11 protein-coding genes are annotated in these 15,785 nt (G+C 54.0%); 4 read left to right on the forward strand and 7 right to left on the reverse strand.

Annotation, left to right across the window (positions count from 1 at the left end; translation table 11 throughout):
• Positions 1–284: 284 nt before the first annotated feature.
• Entirely contained in the window at positions 285–3,752 is a 3,468-nt protein-coding gene (locus VM554_02255) for a carboxypeptidase regulatory-like domain-containing protein (GenBank protein ID HVJ07182.1), read from the forward strand.
• Positions 3,753–4,229: 477 nt separating this feature from the next.
• Entirely contained in the window at positions 4,230–6,182 is a 1,953-nt protein-coding gene (locus VM554_02260; GenBank protein ID HVJ07183.1) for a glycoside hydrolase family 3 C-terminal domain-containing protein, read from the forward strand.
• Between the two features lie 202 nt (positions 6,183–6,384).
• On the opposite strand, the gene VM554_02265 is transcribed toward VM554_02260, so the two are convergent.
• From VM554_02265 to VM554_02290, 6 genes are all read right to left on the reverse strand, one after another.
• Positions 6,385–6,585, reverse strand: coding sequence for a GDCCVxC domain-containing (seleno)protein (locus tag VM554_02265; GenBank protein ID HVJ07184.1), 201 nt, complete (start codon positions 6,583–6,585; stop codon positions 6,385–6,387).
• Positions 6,586–6,592: 7 nt separating this feature from the next.
• Positions 6,593–6,868, reverse strand: a complete 276-nt coding sequence (gene merP, locus VM554_02270; protein HVJ07185.1) for a mercury resistance system periplasmic binding protein MerP — start codon at positions 6,866–6,868, stop codon at positions 6,593–6,595.
• A gap of 498 nt (positions 6,869–7,366) precedes the next feature.
• Complete coding sequence (locus VM554_02275) at positions 7,367–7,612, reverse strand: zf-HC2 domain-containing protein (GenBank protein ID HVJ07186.1); 246 nt, start codon at positions 7,610–7,612, stop codon at positions 7,367–7,369.
• A complete protein-coding gene (locus VM554_02280) occupies positions 7,591–8,256 on the reverse strand; it encodes a sigma-70 family RNA polymerase sigma factor (protein HVJ07187.1) in 666 nt (221 codons plus the stop codon). The genes VM554_02275 and VM554_02280 overlap by 22 nt, the downstream gene beginning before the upstream one ends.
• Before the next feature lie 58 nt (positions 8,257–8,314).
• A complete protein-coding gene (locus tag VM554_02285; protein HVJ07188.1) occupies positions 8,315–9,001 on the reverse strand; it encodes a hypothetical protein in 687 nt (228 codons plus the stop codon).
• Between the two features lie 57 nt (positions 9,002–9,058).
• Positions 9,059–9,517 (reverse strand): DUF302 domain-containing protein, encoded by a 459-nt coding sequence (locus VM554_02290; GenBank protein HVJ07189.1) that lies wholly within the window; start codon positions 9,515–9,517, stop codon positions 9,059–9,061.
• A 620-nt stretch (positions 9,518–10,137) separates the two neighbouring features.
• On the opposite strand from VM554_02290, the gene VM554_02295 reads away from it, so the two are divergent.
• Positions 10,138–13,821: a carboxypeptidase-like regulatory domain-containing protein gene (locus VM554_02295; protein ID HVJ07190.1), complete on the forward strand. Its 3,684-nt coding sequence runs from the start codon at positions 10,138–10,140 to the stop codon at positions 13,819–13,821.
• A gap of 229 nt (positions 13,822–14,050) precedes the next feature.
• Positions 14,051–15,073 carry a hypothetical protein gene (locus VM554_02300; GenBank protein ID HVJ07191.1) on the forward strand — a complete coding sequence of 341 codons (1,023 nt, stop codon included), beginning with the start codon at positions 14,051–14,053 and terminating at the stop codon, positions 15,071–15,073.
• 71 nt (positions 15,074–15,144) lie between these two features.
• Here VM554_02300 and VM554_02305 read toward each other — a convergent pair whose 3' ends face one another.
• A complete protein-coding gene (locus tag VM554_02305; protein ID HVJ07192.1) occupies positions 15,145–15,516 on the reverse strand; it encodes a DUF2255 family protein in 372 nt (123 codons plus the stop codon).
• Between the last annotated feature and the right edge of the window lie 269 nt (positions 15,517–15,785).

Raw genomic sequence — 15,785 nt, forward strand, 5'->3', positions numbered from 1 at the left:
CCGTAAGTAACTTCCCTCCTTCAAAAATGCTCAATATGGTCCCCTCCAATTCTATGCGGGACTCGTTCTCGAACCTTAGTTTCATTTCTCAGGCCAATTTCTTAAGGGCTGGAGGACGCTCCAGAGGGTCGCAGTCTTCAACGGACATGGGGGAGGCAATTGTCCGGCGGCTGATTGGTGATCTCCCAATACTAACCCGGCAAGAGGCAGCCTTCTCCCCGGATCGTTCAAACCATCGACACAAAAACTATTGCGCTCATTTGTAAACCTTTAAGGAGGGCACTTTGATTAAGCACAAGATATTCATCTGGTTCCTGGCAATTTTCTTTGTCAACTGGGCTGCGCCACTCTTCGGCCAGGCGGTAAGCGGAACGCTTTTGGGGACGGTCACAGACACGACTGGTGCGTTCGTACCAAGCGCAAAGATTACTGCTACCGAAGAAAAGACTGGAGCTTTGCATCAATCTTTATCCAATGAGAGCGGAAACTATACCTTTCCTGATCTCTCCCCTGGTACATATGACGTCACTGCCGAGGCCGCAGGTTTTAAGAAGGTGACTCATCAGAAGATCGAGGTTATGATCAACTCCTCGATCCGCGTAGATCTTGCTCTGGCTCCGGGAAGTGTTTCCGAAACCGTTCTCGTGACAACGGCTCCGCCACTCCTTCAGACGGACCGCGCCGACATCAGTACAAAAATTGAGTCGCGCGAAGTCACCAACTTACCTATTAGCGGCAATCGGAATTTCCAATCGCTACTGAATCTTGTTCCCGGGACTTCGCCTGCGACCTTCCAGCACTCTCAATTCTTTAATGCGCAAAGTGCTCTGCAGACTCAGGTGAACGGTTTACCCCGAATCGGCAATCTATATCAGATTGAAGGTATCGATGATGATGAGCGCACCGGCCTGCTACAGATCATTATTCCTCCAGCAGAAGCAATCCAGAATGTAGACGTTTCCACCAACAACTTTGAGGCGGAGATGGGACGTGCCACCGGTGCCGTCACAAACGTTACCCTAAAGTCCGGGACAAATGCGTTCCACGGTTCTGCATTTGAGTTCATACAGAATAGCGCGACGAATGCACGCACCTATTTCGGTGGCCCCCTGGGGCATCTTGCCTATAACTACTTCGGTGGCAGCATCGGCGGCCCGATACTAAAAGACAAGTTCTTCTTTTTTGCCGATTACCTCCGCACAACGGACCGCGAAGTTATCTCGAATACCTTCACGATTCCTCCGCCCCAGTTCTACACAGACAATGGCTCAGGCTTTATTGACCTGAGTGCGCCGCTGAATACCGCAACCGGTGCGGGACAGGTATATGACCCCAACACCGGCAACTCCGACGGATCCGGACGAAGCAAATTTGCAGGTAATCTCATCCCGATCTCCAGGGTGAATCCCGTCTCCTTAACGATCCTTCAAGCTTTGGGGAAGGTTGCGCGGCCAAATCAAAACACATCGAATCTTGCCAACCCAACGAACAACTTTGCTACGAAGCTTCCTTTCACCAAGACCACGGACAGTGTGGATGGCAAGCTCGATTACTCGATCAACGAGAAAAATCACCTCGGTGGACGTTATAGTTTTCAGCGCGTTCTTACCTTCCAGGCGCCTGCCTTTGGCGCGTTTCTAGGTGGTCCGCAGGGTGCAGGATTTCAGGGAACCGGCAATCAAAACGCATATAGTACGGGCCTGAACTACAACCATATTTTCTCCAATACCCTCTTCACTGAGGTCAGGTTCGGCGTCGCACATCTCCACAACAGCGCGCAGCCAAGCGATTACGGCACGAACGATGCAACCAAGATCGGCATCCCCGGGGTAAACATCGGCGGACAGCCTTTCACTAGCGGTCAGGTTGCCGTTACCGTCGGAAACTTCGGTCAAAGTGGCCAATCCTATCCTCTTATCGGTTATAGCGCTTCCATGCCGTGGATCCGCGCTGAGGCCAACATCGATCTGGTTAACAACTGGACTGAGGTGATTCGCAACCATACTTTAAAGTTTGGCGTAGATCTTCGGCGCGTTCGGGACGATCTGCTGCAAGACCAGACCTTCAGCCCGCGGGGAGCTTTTACCTTTGGCGAGAATCAAACTTCGACGATTGGTGCAACAACCAACGTCGCCAACGACATCGCCAGTTTTCTTCTTGATCTCCCAAGCCAGGTGGGACGCGATCTCAATACCTTCTTCCCGGCCTATAGACAATGGTGGTTCTTCACCTACTTCAGCGATAAATGGCAGATGTCGCCTAAGCTGACCGTAGACCTTGGCCTTCGCTGGGAATTCTACCCACCAGCCTCCCCGAAGATTGCAGGTGGCTTCTCAAACTACGATCCAACAACGAACAATCTTGTCATCGCAGGCAAGGGTGGTAATCCATCGAACCTTGGCATGAAGACGCAATACAAGTACTTTGCGCCCAGGACCGGCTTTGCTTATCGCGCTACGGATAATACGGTCTTGCGTGGAGGCTTCGGGATCAGCTTCACGGCTTATCCGGATAACCTCTATGCCTACAACTACCCGATCCGCGCCAATAACAGCTACCAGCCATTGAATAGTTATGGCCCGGCTTTGCTCAGCAATGGACAGCCAGCTACATTCCAGGCGGGATTCCCCGCACCGGTTCCAGTCACCATTCCGGATAATGGAATCATTCCGGCAACCACCCCGACGCTGATCTCGCAGGCATATAGCGTGATCCCTCTCGACTATAGGAATCCATATGTTGAGGCATGGAATGTGGCTGTGCAGCAGGCGCTTCCTGCGAGCTTCTCGCTCCAGGTCGCCTATGTTGCCAATCATGGGGTGCATCAACCTGCTGGTCAGAATATTAATCTTCCGAGTACCTACGGTGGTGGAGCAGCATCCGATCCTGAATACAACTGCATTGGATGTCCCGCGGGGAAACATCGTACCGCAGCAACGAATCTGTACTTTCTCGGGACCTCTTCGAACTATCAGTCACTGCAGACTCAATTGAACCGCAGGTTTACAAATGGGCTTTCGGTCACGACGTCGTTCACATGGGCTAAGGGGCTTAACTATGCCACTAATTCCAGTGGAAACGATGATGGTGCTCTGTTGTTCTTCATTAACCGGCGTAGAAATTATGCTCCTACGGATTTCGACCGGACACTCAACTATGAACAGAGCTTTACCTATGCTTTGCCATTCGGCAATGGGCATAGCCACTTCAGCTCAGGACTGGGGGCGGTAGCTCTCGGGGGCTGGAAACTCTCAGGGATCATCTCGGTGGTGTCTGGTCTCCCATTCACGGTCTATGCAAACCCAGGCTCTTTGAACACGCCCGGAACGGCGCAGACAGCAAGCCTGGCTCGTCCCTTCAAGGTGACGCATGGAATTGGCGCCAGCACGCATTGGTTCGATCCAACTGTATTTACGCAGCCAAGGGGATGCTCTTCCTTACCTTGCACAGAACAGAATGTAGGCCTGGGTAACACGGGTAGAAATCAGTTCAGGGGGCCTGGTTATATTCAGGATAATTTTTCTCTCTTCAAGAGCTTTACTATCTTCCGCGAAATGGCTCTTGAAACTCGAATTGACGCTTTCCAGTTGAGCAATACTCCGCAATTCGCGAACCCGAATAGCAGCACCAGCAGCATCATCACATCGGCAAACTTTGGCCAGGTTACCAGCACACTGGGCAGCGGCCAGGGAAGTGTGAATGGGGTTGGCGGAGGGCGTTCCTTGCAGGCATCGGCAAAGATCACGTTTTGACGAAGCTCTTGTTTCAAGGAAACCGAATTTCTCATCGGTAATCGGGATGGGCGGATCCGCCAGCTTGTTGGTGGTCCGCCTATCCGCTGAAGGACTGCAGCCTTGAGTAGTTCGTTGTTAGAACGATTGATTCAGGCAAGTGTTGAAAAATTCGATCTTTAGAGGCTCATAATGCATTATGCAAGGATGTCTCGCAGTCTCGTCCTACCACTCTTCCTGAGTGTGGTTTTTCTATTCAGTCAGGCTATCGCTCAAGCCCAAACCCCGCCGTGGATGAATACGGCACTCTCCCCTGATCAACGGGCCTCGCTGCTTGTTGGTGCGATGACGCTTGATCAAAAAATAGAACAGCTTCATGGAGCACCGGGGCCAATTCCAGAAGTTCCTTCGTGCGGCATTGGGTTTCGTCATATACCGGGGATTCCAAGTCTGCAGATTCCTACATTCCGAATCAGCAATGGCCCGGTGGGAATAGGGATGGGTGATTGCAACCCACAGGCGGCAGCGACAGGTGTTGTCTCCTCGCTGGGGCTTGCAGCCTCGTTCGATGTAGCTCAGGCGCGGGCATATGGCGACCTGGTCGGACGAGAGGCTATCAATGTAGGAGTGCACGAGGTGGAAGGTCCTGGGATGGACATGTCGCGCGTGCAGCAGGGTGGACGCAACTTTGAATATCTTGGTGAAGATCCGATACTCGCCGGAACGCTGGCCATCCCGTACATCCGTGCGATGCAGAAGCATGGAATTATAGGCATGTCGAAGCACTACGTTGCTAACGATCAGGAAACCAATCGGTTCACCTCCAACGAGATCATCTCTGACCGGGTTCTACATGAGATCAACTTATTGCCCTTCGAAATGTCGGTCAAGGATGGCGATGTTGCCTCAATCATGTGCGCGTATCCCCTGGTTAATGGGACCTACAACTGCGAGAGTGCGCCACTGATGAACGATGTGCTGCGCAATCAGTGGGGTTTCAAGGGCTATGTGCAGTCGGACTTCTTCGCGGCTCACAGTACGGCGCCGTCGATGCTGGCTGGGATGGACCTTGAAATGCCATCTGGAAATTACTACACCAGCAGCAACATCAATGCCGCGCTTGCCGCAAATGCCATCACCATTGCGAATATCGATACAGCACTCAACCGGCGATATGCCCAGATGTTCCGGATGGGTCAGTTTGACCGGCCCATTACGCTGACTCCGATCGACGCTGCTGGGGATGGCCTGATCGCACGAAAGATTGCAGAAGACAGTGTCGTCCTGCTCAAGAACGCCAACCGACTGCTTCCGTTAAGTACAAAGAATCTTCGCAAGATCGCGTTAATCGGGCAGTCCACTTACACCAGTGCCGTGGTCAATGGGGGCGGTGGAAGTTCTCGGGTGCTCCCGTTGTACACCGTGACGCCACTTCAGGGTCTCCAAAATGTGTTGACTCAACTCGGTTCGACCGCAACGGTAACGATGCTGATTGCCGCCCCCGATGGTAGCAATAATGCTGCCGCGGCTTCGTTGGCCGCATCCTCCGACATAGCGATTGTCATGGCGGGTGTTGTGACATCGGAAGGTAAGGATAGGCCGAGCCTCTCGCTTCCCGATAACCAGGATGCGCTGATTGCTTCTGTTGCCACAGCCAATCCAGAGCATACAGTTCTTGTATTGAAGGACGGCGATGCTGTGCTTATGCCTTGGGTCAATCAGGTTCCAGCTATACTCGAGGCATGGTATCCGGGACAGGAGGATGGCAATGTCGTCGCCGATCTTCTATTCGGAATTACAAATCCCTCGGGTAGATTGCCTATCACCTATCCGATGAATGCGAGTGATGTGCCCACAAGTACACCGGAGCAGTTTCCTGGAATCCTCGTGGGTGGTGTCCCAACGATCACCTACTCCGAGGGACTAAATAACGGCTATCGCTGGTATGAATCGCAGGGAATTACGCCACTGTTTCCCTTTGGCTATGGCCTTTCGTATACGGACTTCAGAATCTCTGATCTCGCTGTGAGCCGAAAGGTAACGGACGGAACCAAGCCAATCAAAATGGAATTTTCTGTCCGCAATATTGGTAACGTCAGAGGCGCCGTGGTGCCGCAGGTTTATCTCGGCATGCCTACGTCCGCTGCCGAACCACCAAAGCGTCTTGTCGCTTTCAAAAAAGTAACCCTTGATCCAGGCGAAATAAAGGAGGTGCAGGTCTGCATCGATCCCAATGCGACGAGCCATCCGCTTGGGTATTGGGAGAGTCTGACGCAGAACTGGGTGATTGCTGACGGCGCCTACAAAATATACGTCGCTAACTCGTCAGCGGACACCGTCCTCTCCGATTCAATCGTCGTTCGTAAGAAGACCAACAGCCAGGAGAATACCGGAAGCGACGATAAGAGCGATGCGGCAGGCGAGTCCTGCCACGATCAGCAGCCAGACTAAGTGCACGAATCTCGGGTTGCTAACCATGTATGTGCCGGCTTGGCTGCATAAGGCCGGCACATCAAGGGCAAGAGGAAGAAAGCGCCATGACCTTTGGAGACCAGGCCATGGCGCTTTCTCTATTCTCACTGGCCTTAATTTCTAAATTCTTAGCACTGAGCTTGCAAGAGGCAGATATGCGCGCAGTTGACGATTGGCGGCCTCAACTCTGCTGCTGCATTGGGGGACATTTTACCGAGCCAAAGGAGCAGAAGACACAGCAATCTCCCGGATTGGGACGTAGCACCGTCTTGCAATTATCACACTCATAGTAGAACTGGCAGGCGTCGGTGGGCATCGTTTCTCGCTTAGCGATGCCGCAATGTGGGCAAGTAAGCACAGATTCCAGAACAATCCCGTTCATCGCGATATTACCTCCTTACCGTGGAGGGATAGCCTGCGTTTGTGGTTGCGCGAGTCAGTGCCTCGGGCTTGGTCTTGTCCGGATCGTAGGTTACGGTAGCTGTCTTTGTGCCAAAATCCACCTTCACAGCGCTTACACCGGGGATCTTCTCGATCGACTTCTTAACCGTAATGGGACAAACCTCACACGTCATGTTCTTGACGTCCAGGGTAACCGTTTTAGGTGTAGCCGCCATTGCTATTTGAGAAAACATAGCAAGTGCGGCAATCAGTAGTTTGCGCATAGAATCTCCCTTCAATAGAAGAGTGGTGCGAACCATGGTGCGGCCAATAGACCGACCAATAAGGCCGTAACAACCCAGAAAATGATACGTTGCCGTCGAAGTGTGCTGGGATTGGCGCATGGCATCTCAGGCGCGCACACTTGCGGAGCCAGGTAGAGTTTGTAGCCGGCCAGTCCGAGAAAGACAAGCGTCAGAGCAATGAAGATTGGCCGGAACGGCTGCATCACTGTCAGGCTCCCAACCCATGTACCGCCGATTCCCAAGGCGAGCAGCACAAGCGGTCCAACACAGCACACGGATGCACCTATGGCGGCTAAGGCGCCCGCAATCAACGATCCTTTGTCAGTGAGATGCACCCTATCATTCTCCTCGACGCTAGCGCCAAAACGCAAATGGGCCGCGAATCATTCTGCCCGATCTTCCCGAGAAGGTTGATAGGCCTCTGTAGTTGTAGCGCATGCCGATTCATTTCCTGGATGGTCGATTGGGCCATCGAATCTATTGTGCTTCGGAATTTGAGAGCATCGTTTTCAAAAAGCCGTGGAGCCGCTCTCCGTATCCCTCTGGAAGCTCGAAGACTCGCTCATCGCCTGTAATCACCAGCATCTTCCGCGTGCTGTCATAGACCGCGCTGCAGCGGCGGCAACCGCGCAGGTGCCTTTCAATCTTTTGTCGCATCTCGTCCGAAGCGTTTCCATCCAGGTATTCGGAGAGATGCGCGATTATCGTTTTGCAGCTAACCATGGGTTCAATCCTTTCCAGCGTTCCCAAACCGAGATTCCAGGCTTCGCAAAAATTGGGGAGAGAGACTCGCGCAGCATGAGGCGAGCACGATGTAACCGAGTCTTGACGGCGGATTCGCCAATTCCCAGCACTTCTACAGTTTCGGCGACATCGAGGTGCTGCATATCGCGAAGAACAAAGACCTCGCGGTAGATATCGGGTAGCTCCGCAAGCGCCCTGCCGATTGCCTCTCGCACTTCTTTCTTTTCGACCTCATCGCTTGGCAGGTCGCGCCAGTCCGCAAATTGCTTTGGGGAAAAGGGCTTTTCATCCGATGTTTCCGTCGCAACCTGATCGATGGACTCGTAAAGGTACTGACGCCTTTTTCGCCGGCACATTCTTGCCTCGTTTGCGATGACCCGCATGGCCCACTGCTTGAATTTATCGCGTTCCATTAGCTGTGCGAGGTTGCAAAATATCTTCATCATTGCCTGTTGTACGGATTCTTCAGCATCGTCATGATTGCGAACGATCGAATATGCCTGGAGGAAAAAGCCTCGTTCGTACGGGCGAATCAGATCGTGGAAGAGGTCCTTCTCTCCCGCCAGGATTCGCGGGATCAACGCGGCGGTTGCCGCTTCTTTCGCCTTCCGCTCTTGCGTCATCGCTATCAAGAAACTCACCCTATGAGGACGATTCGCCAGAATCGATTACGTTACAGATTCAATCGAGCGACCGATGCACGACGGAGCGGATTGGAAGACACGCCTGGAATACTCCGGCAAGGGGGCTATCAATGAAGCCGAGCCAGGCCATGGCAAGCCAGCCTAACGCAAGGCCAAAAGCCGCATGTGCAAGGGTGACGGTCACGGGGAATCCCTTGGAAAACTCCAGACCAAGAAAGCCTACACCCAGTGACGCTACGACGGGACTCAACAGGAAGCCGAAGCCGAGGAGCACGCCAAAAGCCGCTCCGAGCCAGCGGCGGCAGGTTCCAAAGGCAAGCACATAAATCAGCCCAAAGCTGGCGCCGTTCCAAAAATGATAGAGCCACCCAGCAACATCTGACTTCATAGAAGGCCCGGAGGCGAACTGGTCGAGCAATAGCACGCCCATCAATCGGGGAAGGTTACCGGGCATAAAACCAAGCCAAAAGCCTGGCAGTCGGACGGCCTCCAGCGCAATCGTGGCCACCGCTCCGGCTGCCAGGCCCAATGCGCTGATTCTTGCGAGCGAGCGATCAACACGGTACAGCAGGCCGATGGTGAGCAGCAGAAGTAGAGATGCCGGCAAAAGCGCGAACTTCGCCAGAATATCCATCGAGCTTCTGCCAGACTCTGCAATCGGAAAGATGAGCGGCGACACTGAGGCCGCCGCAAGCAATATAAGGATGGACAGTGTTCGTATCATGGAGCACTCCTGGAAGGAGGGTTCGCAGTCCTCCTTCCTTGCCACTTTGCAGTTGTCCTACTGGGCGACCATGTGGGTCAGCATATCGAGCTTTTGATCGAGCATGGTTGCGGTCTGATCGATGGTTCCATTGTCGAACTGCTTCAGCATCACCGATGGTTTGTCATAACTAAGGAAAGTTTTGCCGGCAGTGCTCTGGTAGATGTATACGCGGAGGGGAAGGTAGAGGCCGGCGGCAGGATCCTTTTCAAACACCTGCTTGCCGACATTGGGGTTGCCTACGAGAAACAAGGTCCCCTTCATACTGAGGCCGGTCATCTTGAGCATGTTGCCCTGATCCACGGTGCTCATCACCATCATGCCCCCTTTGCTAACGGCCATCTTGAAGGTCTCGACAGTTTGCTCGTAGGACTTGTTGCTGGGGACGCTCACACGTGTCTCTTGCGCGAAGGCCGCGGCGGCAAAAGCTGCGAATAGGGCAGCAGCAAGCGTGGTGCGGCGTAGAAGGCTATTCATGGTCATCGAAATACTCCTGGCGTTGAAATGAACTCAATACCCGCTGATGGTGCCTGCGGTTGGCTTTCTCGTCCGCAGCAGTTGCGAGCATTCATCACGAACGATTTCCAGGAGCAGGAAAAGTTACAGCGCTTCGAACCATCGTCTGAACCATCCCAAAATCTGGGAAGCCGGAAGCCGCGGGGATGGCAGCATCCTGCAGGTTGCGAATCGTTGCGTATCTCCAATGTTTGCCTAACTATACTTGCGACAGTCTATGCGTCGTACGCTGTGTTCAGCAGCGTCTTAGCATCTGTCGGAGGCTTCGGCAACACCAGCTAAATATAGGGTTCGATATTTTTCTTGACAGCGTTGCAAGGCGATGAATAAACTTTCGCTCAACGTTATCGATAATATATTTTATCTTATTAAAGGTTACGTCTTGCTTCGCTTTTGCGCATTTGAAGGCCTCACCGCAGGCCAACATAAATCCAGGGAGAGGTACGCGGTGCGGTCTTGTTCTCTCTTTTTTTGGCGGACAGCACACCACAAACTCGCATGCCTGGCGTCTTCTCGAAGCCTGGCAAGAGTTAACGACCCGTCATGAATTCCCGTTTCACGATACTCAGGAGGCAGTAGAGGTGAGAATTCCATCTTTGCATCGCATCTTCGCAATCTTCGCAATGCTGGTTCTGGCGGCAGCGCTTATCCCGGCATCGTCCGCGCAGGAGACCCGAAGCATGATCTTCGGCCGCGTCCTCGACTCTTCGGGCGCAGTTGTTCCGTCCGCGCAGGTTACCGTCGTTGACAACGATACTAACTTCACCACCAAGCTCACAGCCAATGCCTCCGGCTACTACGAGGCTCCGCTGCTCATGGCCGGTAACTACAGCGTCATTGTTGAGGCTAAAGGTTTCAGGACAGAGACACAAGCGGGCATCAGCCTTCCGATCGCTACGCATCAGGAGGTGAATGTAACTCTTAAGGTGGGCGATACGGCGGAGACCGTGACCGTGACCGCCAGTTCCACGCTCATCGAGACTGACCCGCTCTCCAGCGGATACCTCATCGACAGCCGGAGCCTGCACAGTCTTCCAGTCCTTAACAACAACGTGACTCTGCTGGCCAAGGTTGCGCCAGGAATTCAGAGCAACGGTGGAGCGGATGGATACAGCAATCCCGCCTTTGGATATATAGGAACGTCCTATTCGACCGGCGGCAATGTCGGCGGCAACTCCTTCTCGATCGATGGAGTTCCCAACAACGGCAATATTCGCCGCGTCTCTTCTCAGCCGCCATCCGATGCTGTATCCGAGTTCAAAGTCGAAACATCGAACTTCGATACTTCTGTGGGACACACTAGTGGAGCCAGCTTTTCGGTCAGCACCAAGTCCGGCACCAACGACTTCCATGGTTCGCTCAGCGAGCAGCACTGGAGGAACGAGTGGAACGCGGCCAACTTTTTTGTAAAGGCACAGAACCGGGTCTCCATTGCGGCCGCCGAAGCGCAAGGCAACACATCCCTGGCCGACAGTCTGAGGAACAAGAAGCTCAATCCAGCTGGACACTCCAACAACTACACGGGCACCATCGGCGGACCGGTCAGAATTCCCGGTCTCTATAACGGCAAAGACAAGATGTTCTTCTTCTTCAGCTACAGCGGGCTAAACGATCGCGTGTCGGCCAATACGGTGTATTGGAACCGCACAGTCCCGACACTCAAGGAGCGCGACGGCGACTTCTCCGATCTGCTGCAGGTGGACCCTGTCCTATATCAGCTCTACGATCCGCTTACAACGCGTCCCGATCCAACGCGTCCGGGCCACGTCATCCGCGATCCCTTTCCTGGGAACATCATTCCCAAGAGCCGCATGATCAATCCGGTCTATAACTACTACACCAGGCTGATGCCAAACCCGAACAACGCTCCTACCAACACAGCTCTGGCTCCCACAAACAATTACCTCGCCAGCAGAATGCCGTGGAAGTTCGACTATAAGAGCATGTCGGGCAGAGTGGACTATCAGCTCTCCAGCAAAAATCGTTTCTTCGTACGCACGCAGTACTGGTCAAATAACGAAGCCAACCAGGACTGGCTCTATGAGACAGCCCCAGGTTACGGAGGACTTGTCGGGAACCGGCTTGGCATTAGCTCAGGCATGGACTGGGTCTGGACGCCGAGCAGTAGCTGGCTCTTCGATATTTCCACCGGCTTCCAGCGTTTCACCGACGGTGTGCTCGATCAAGCACAGCGCAAGGTCGAGCCATCGAAGGTAGGACTGCCGTCTTACATCGATCAATATGCTGGCGGTAATTACACTGCGCCGCTGATGAGGTTCGCAGGTTATGACTCGCTCAGTTGGAACTGGATGGGTAAGCCTGCCCGGTACGACAACATCATCGGAAAGGTCGATGGTTGGCGTACTTTGGGGATGCACACGATCCGTTTCGGCTTTGATCAGTACCAGCTAGCCAAGACGAATTATGGATTCAACTCCGGGATCAACACCTCCGGCAACTTCAATTTTGATAACTCGTTCACCAGCAGGGACGACGACGGCAACGTGCCGGCCGGCTCTCTGGGCCATAGTTGGGCGGCATTCCTGATGGGGCTGCCGACCTCGTCTTCCATTGCTACCTCTCCCAGCGTTGCGCTGCGCAATGCACAATATGGCTGGTACGTCGAAGACGGATGGAAAGTGTCTCCGAAGTTGTCGGTGAACATCGGCCTACGCATGGAATATGAGACCGGAGCAACCGTGCGCCACAATCAGGCGCTTGGAACCTTTGATCCCAAACTAAGCGTGCCGATCGCCGCGGACGCGCAGACTGCCTATGCAGCAAACCCGATCCCGGAGCTCCCCGCAGCGCAGTTCCAGGTGACCGGAGGCACAACGTATGCCGGTCTCAATGGCGCTCCGCGGGCTTTGTGGAAGAACGAGCTGATGTTCCTTCCTCGCTTTGCAGCCGCATACTCCATCGACTCAAGGACGGTCGTGCGCGGAGGCTATGGTGTGTACTACGACACCCTGACCGTGCGTGACTTCAGCTATGGTCTCCCTAATCAGTTCGGCTATAGCCGTACAACAACCACAACATTCAGCACCGACTTTGGCCAGACCTGGGCCTCAGGCGATCCGAAGAACGGTATATCGCCGCTCACCGATCCCTTTCCTGTGCGCACGGATGGCAGTCGATTCGATGTTCCCGTTGGGAATGCACTCGGCGCGGCAGTAACGGATGGACGCGGCTACTCCTATATCCCGTATGACCTTAACCGTGCGCGGCAACAACGCTGGCGCGGCGGTCTTGAACGCCAGTTCGGGAACGACATTCTGGCTGAGGTAGCCTATGTCGGCTCTTACTCGAGCGATGTATATGTTAACCAGGATATGGAACCGTTGCCTCAGCAGTACTGGGCGACCGGCAATGTACGGAATTCGGCCAATGCCAGCAACCTTACTAAGAACGTCACGAATCCATTCAACATCAATAACTTTGCCGATCTGAAGACAAGCAATCCAGTGGTCTATCAGGATATGAGCAGCAACTCCTTCTTCAAAAGCAAGACCATTCCAAAGTATCGCTTGCTTACGAAATACCCGCAGATCCCCGGTCTCTCTAACTCCTACTCGCCGCTCGGCAGGGTGAAAACGAATTCGATCGAGGCGCGCGTTTCAAAGCGCTTCTCGCGCGGATTCAACCTGGACGTGGCTTACACCAGGATGTGGGGCGAGGCGAAGGATTACTTCTTCAACTCGTTCGACGCAACGCCGAGCTGGCGTGAGAATACACAGACGCGGCCGCAGCGCTGGACCGGAACCAGTGTCATTGAGCTACCGTGGGGCAAGGACAGGAAGTTCTGGAACAGCGGATGGCGAAGCAAGGTCTTTGGTGGATTCCAGATGGCCGGGACGTATGAGTATCAGCCTGGTCCTATGTTGAGCTTCCCGAACGCTTTCTATTACGGCAACCTCGGGGACATTCGTAAAGGCCCGCAAAGCATTCAGAAGTGGTTCAACACCGCAAACTTTGAGCGCTCTGCATCGAAAGCTCCAGCTTCGTTTCAGGCGCGAGCCTTCCCGCTCAACGTAGACGGGGTACGTGCAGACAGCACAAACATATGGAACGGAGACTTGCAGCGCACCTTCCCGGTTACGGAGAAGGCAAATCTGATGTTCCGCTTCGATGTGTTAAACCTGTTCAATCACACAACCTTTTCCGGGCCGAGCACGAGTCCGACAGACTCGAACTTTGGGAGAGTCACCAGCGTCACCGGAACTCCTCCCAGGTACCTGCAGATTATGGCGAAGCTTCAATTCTAAACGGCAATCTCCATCAACAATACGCAGCCGGCCACATGCAAATATGTGGCCGGCTGTTTTATTTCGCCTCCCCCAATTGGCGCCGATTGGCTTATATCCCTATCAGCCTGTTGCAGCTTGAAGTCGACGATTCATCGGCTCTTAAGGTTCCGAGTGATATGGTTCAGTGGTGCGGATTACTCCGCTCGTCTTTCCATGGCAACAGAACGCATCATCAGGGAGAAACCACATGCGAAAATCTCAATTTTTGAAAGTGTCATCAACTGCTCTGCTTCTGGCTGCGGCTCTTCTTCCCGCGTCTGCCCAGTCACAGTGGAAGGTTGAAAAAACGCTGCATATCGGCGGCGAAGGCGGATGGGATTATGTAACGGTGGATGCCATTCAGCATCGCCTTTTTGTCACGCGGACCACCCACACTATGATCCTCGACTCTCAAACCGGGAAAACGCTGGGTGATGTTCCAGGACAGAAGATTGCGCATGGTGTTGCGATCGTTCCGAAGCTCAATCGCGGGTTCATTACCGACGGTGGTGGAAAGGGTGCCATTCTTGTCTTTGATCTGAAGACGTATGCGGTGCTTGGTCGCCTGGCTGCACTCCCGGATGCGGACGGCATCATTTACGATGCTGGGACGGATGAAGTGCTTGCTGTGGCAGGCGACAGCAATGCTCTTATAACCTTCAAGCCCGAGATCGATCCGAAGAACGGCAAGATCGACGAGCCTATTCAACTTGGCGGCGCGCCGGAATTTCTCGCAACCGATGGCGCAGGTAAGGCATACATCAATCTGGAAGACAAAGATGTGGTCGCAGTGGTCGATCTGAAGACGCGGAAGGTCGTTGATCGCTGGCCCGTAGCTCCTGGAGGAAAACCGGTAGGTATGGCCATGGATCGCGCCACGCACCGGTTGTTTATCGGGTGCCGTAACCCGCAAAAGCTTGTGGTGATGAATGCGGAGAATGGCAAGGTAGAGGCTTCGTTGCCTATCGGTGCGGGCGTGGATGCCACTGCGTTCGATGATGGCCAGGCCTTCGCCAGCTGCCGCGATGGATCGCTCTCCGTTGTGGGAGAAAAGACAGGCATGTTTGCAGTCGAGCAGTCTGTGAAGACACCCGATGGCGCCCGCACGCTTGGCCTGGATGAAACCCATCACCGCTTATTTCTGCCGACAGCGGAGTTCGAACCAGCCACCACAGGGCGCCCAAAAGCAAAGCCCGGTACATTCATGATCGTTGTAGTGGATCGGCAATAGCTGCTTGTAGCGGGAATCTTGCGTGCAAAGCACGAATGCCGCTTGATTCCTGCGAGAGCGCGCCCATTTTGCTAGCGCGGCATGATCTTGACGGTGGCGGTGCGGGCTCGTGTGGCGATCATCGGCTTTAGGTATGGGCTTCCTTTGTACTTCGCACGATAGGCATCGTCGATCTGGTCGTTGATTGCTTCGTCCGCGAGCTCGAAGGCGACCTCCTTCGTCATGCCGGCGGCAGTGATCCGCCCCGCCTTCTGCCGAACAGCCGCCTGATACCAGCGAGAATTCTTCCCGTTGTAGCCGCGCACATAAAGGTCCCCGTCGACCGCGACAGACCAAATCCAAGTGGGTGTTCCGTACGTCACCCCGTCCTCACGGAACGGTGAGATGTGCAGATCGTCGGTCTCAGCGATCTTATGTAGGTCATCTTCCGACCAAGTGGTCATTTTGGGTCCTCCTCTAAAACCTGCTGCCGAACTTATAGTACTGCTCATTCAGGGCGCAACAGAACCTTGATTGCGCGACGTTCGTCCATTGCGCAACAGCCGTCCGCCACTTGATCGAGGGGCAAAGTCAGGCCGAAGACCTCGCCAGGGTTGACTCCGTGCGGGACGCCAACGTAGCCGATTGATCTGCCCGGTCGCTTAACACAGTATGAACTCGCCTTCTCTATCCTTCGCAAAGAAACAACAAACGCTCCGGAACAAGGTGCGCG

Source organism: Acidisarcina sp., assembly GCA_035539175.1.
In the GTDB taxonomy this organism is placed as follows: Bacteria; Acidobacteriota; Terriglobia; order Terriglobales; family Acidobacteriaceae; genus JANXZS01.

Excerpts from the sequence above, each read along its gene's own strand:
- VM554_02260 (HVJ07183.1), top strand. The coding sequence starts at position 4,230 with ATGGGTGATTGCAACCCACAGGCGGCAGCGACAGGTGTTGTCTCCTCG.
- VM554_02290 (HVJ07189.1), bottom strand. The coding sequence starts at position 9,517 with ATGAATAGCCTTCTACGCCGCACCACGCTTGCTGCTGCCCTATTCGCA.
- VM554_02280 (HVJ07187.1), bottom strand. The coding sequence starts at position 8,256 with ATGACGCAAGAGCGGAAGGCGAAAGAAGCGGCAACCGCCGCGTTGATC.
- VM554_02275 (HVJ07186.1), bottom strand. The coding sequence starts at position 7,612 with ATGGTTAGCTGCAAAACGATAATCGCGCATCTCTCCGAATACCTGGAT.
- VM554_02265 (HVJ07184.1), bottom strand. The coding sequence starts at position 6,585 with ATGAACGGGATTGTTCTGGAATCTGTGCTTACTTGCCCACATTGCGGC.
- VM554_02285 (HVJ07188.1), bottom strand. The coding sequence starts at position 9,001 with ATGATACGAACACTGTCCATCCTTATATTGCTTGCGGCGGCCTCAGTG.
- merP (HVJ07185.1), bottom strand. The coding sequence starts at position 6,868 with ATGCGCAAACTACTGATTGCCGCACTTGCTATGTTTTCTCAAATAGCA.
- VM554_02305 (HVJ07192.1), bottom strand. The coding sequence starts at position 15,516 with ATGACCACTTGGTCGGAAGATGACCTACATAAGATCGCTGAGACCGAC.
- VM554_02300 (HVJ07191.1), top strand. The coding sequence starts at position 14,051 with ATGCGAAAATCTCAATTTTTGAAAGTGTCATCAACTGCTCTGCTTCTG.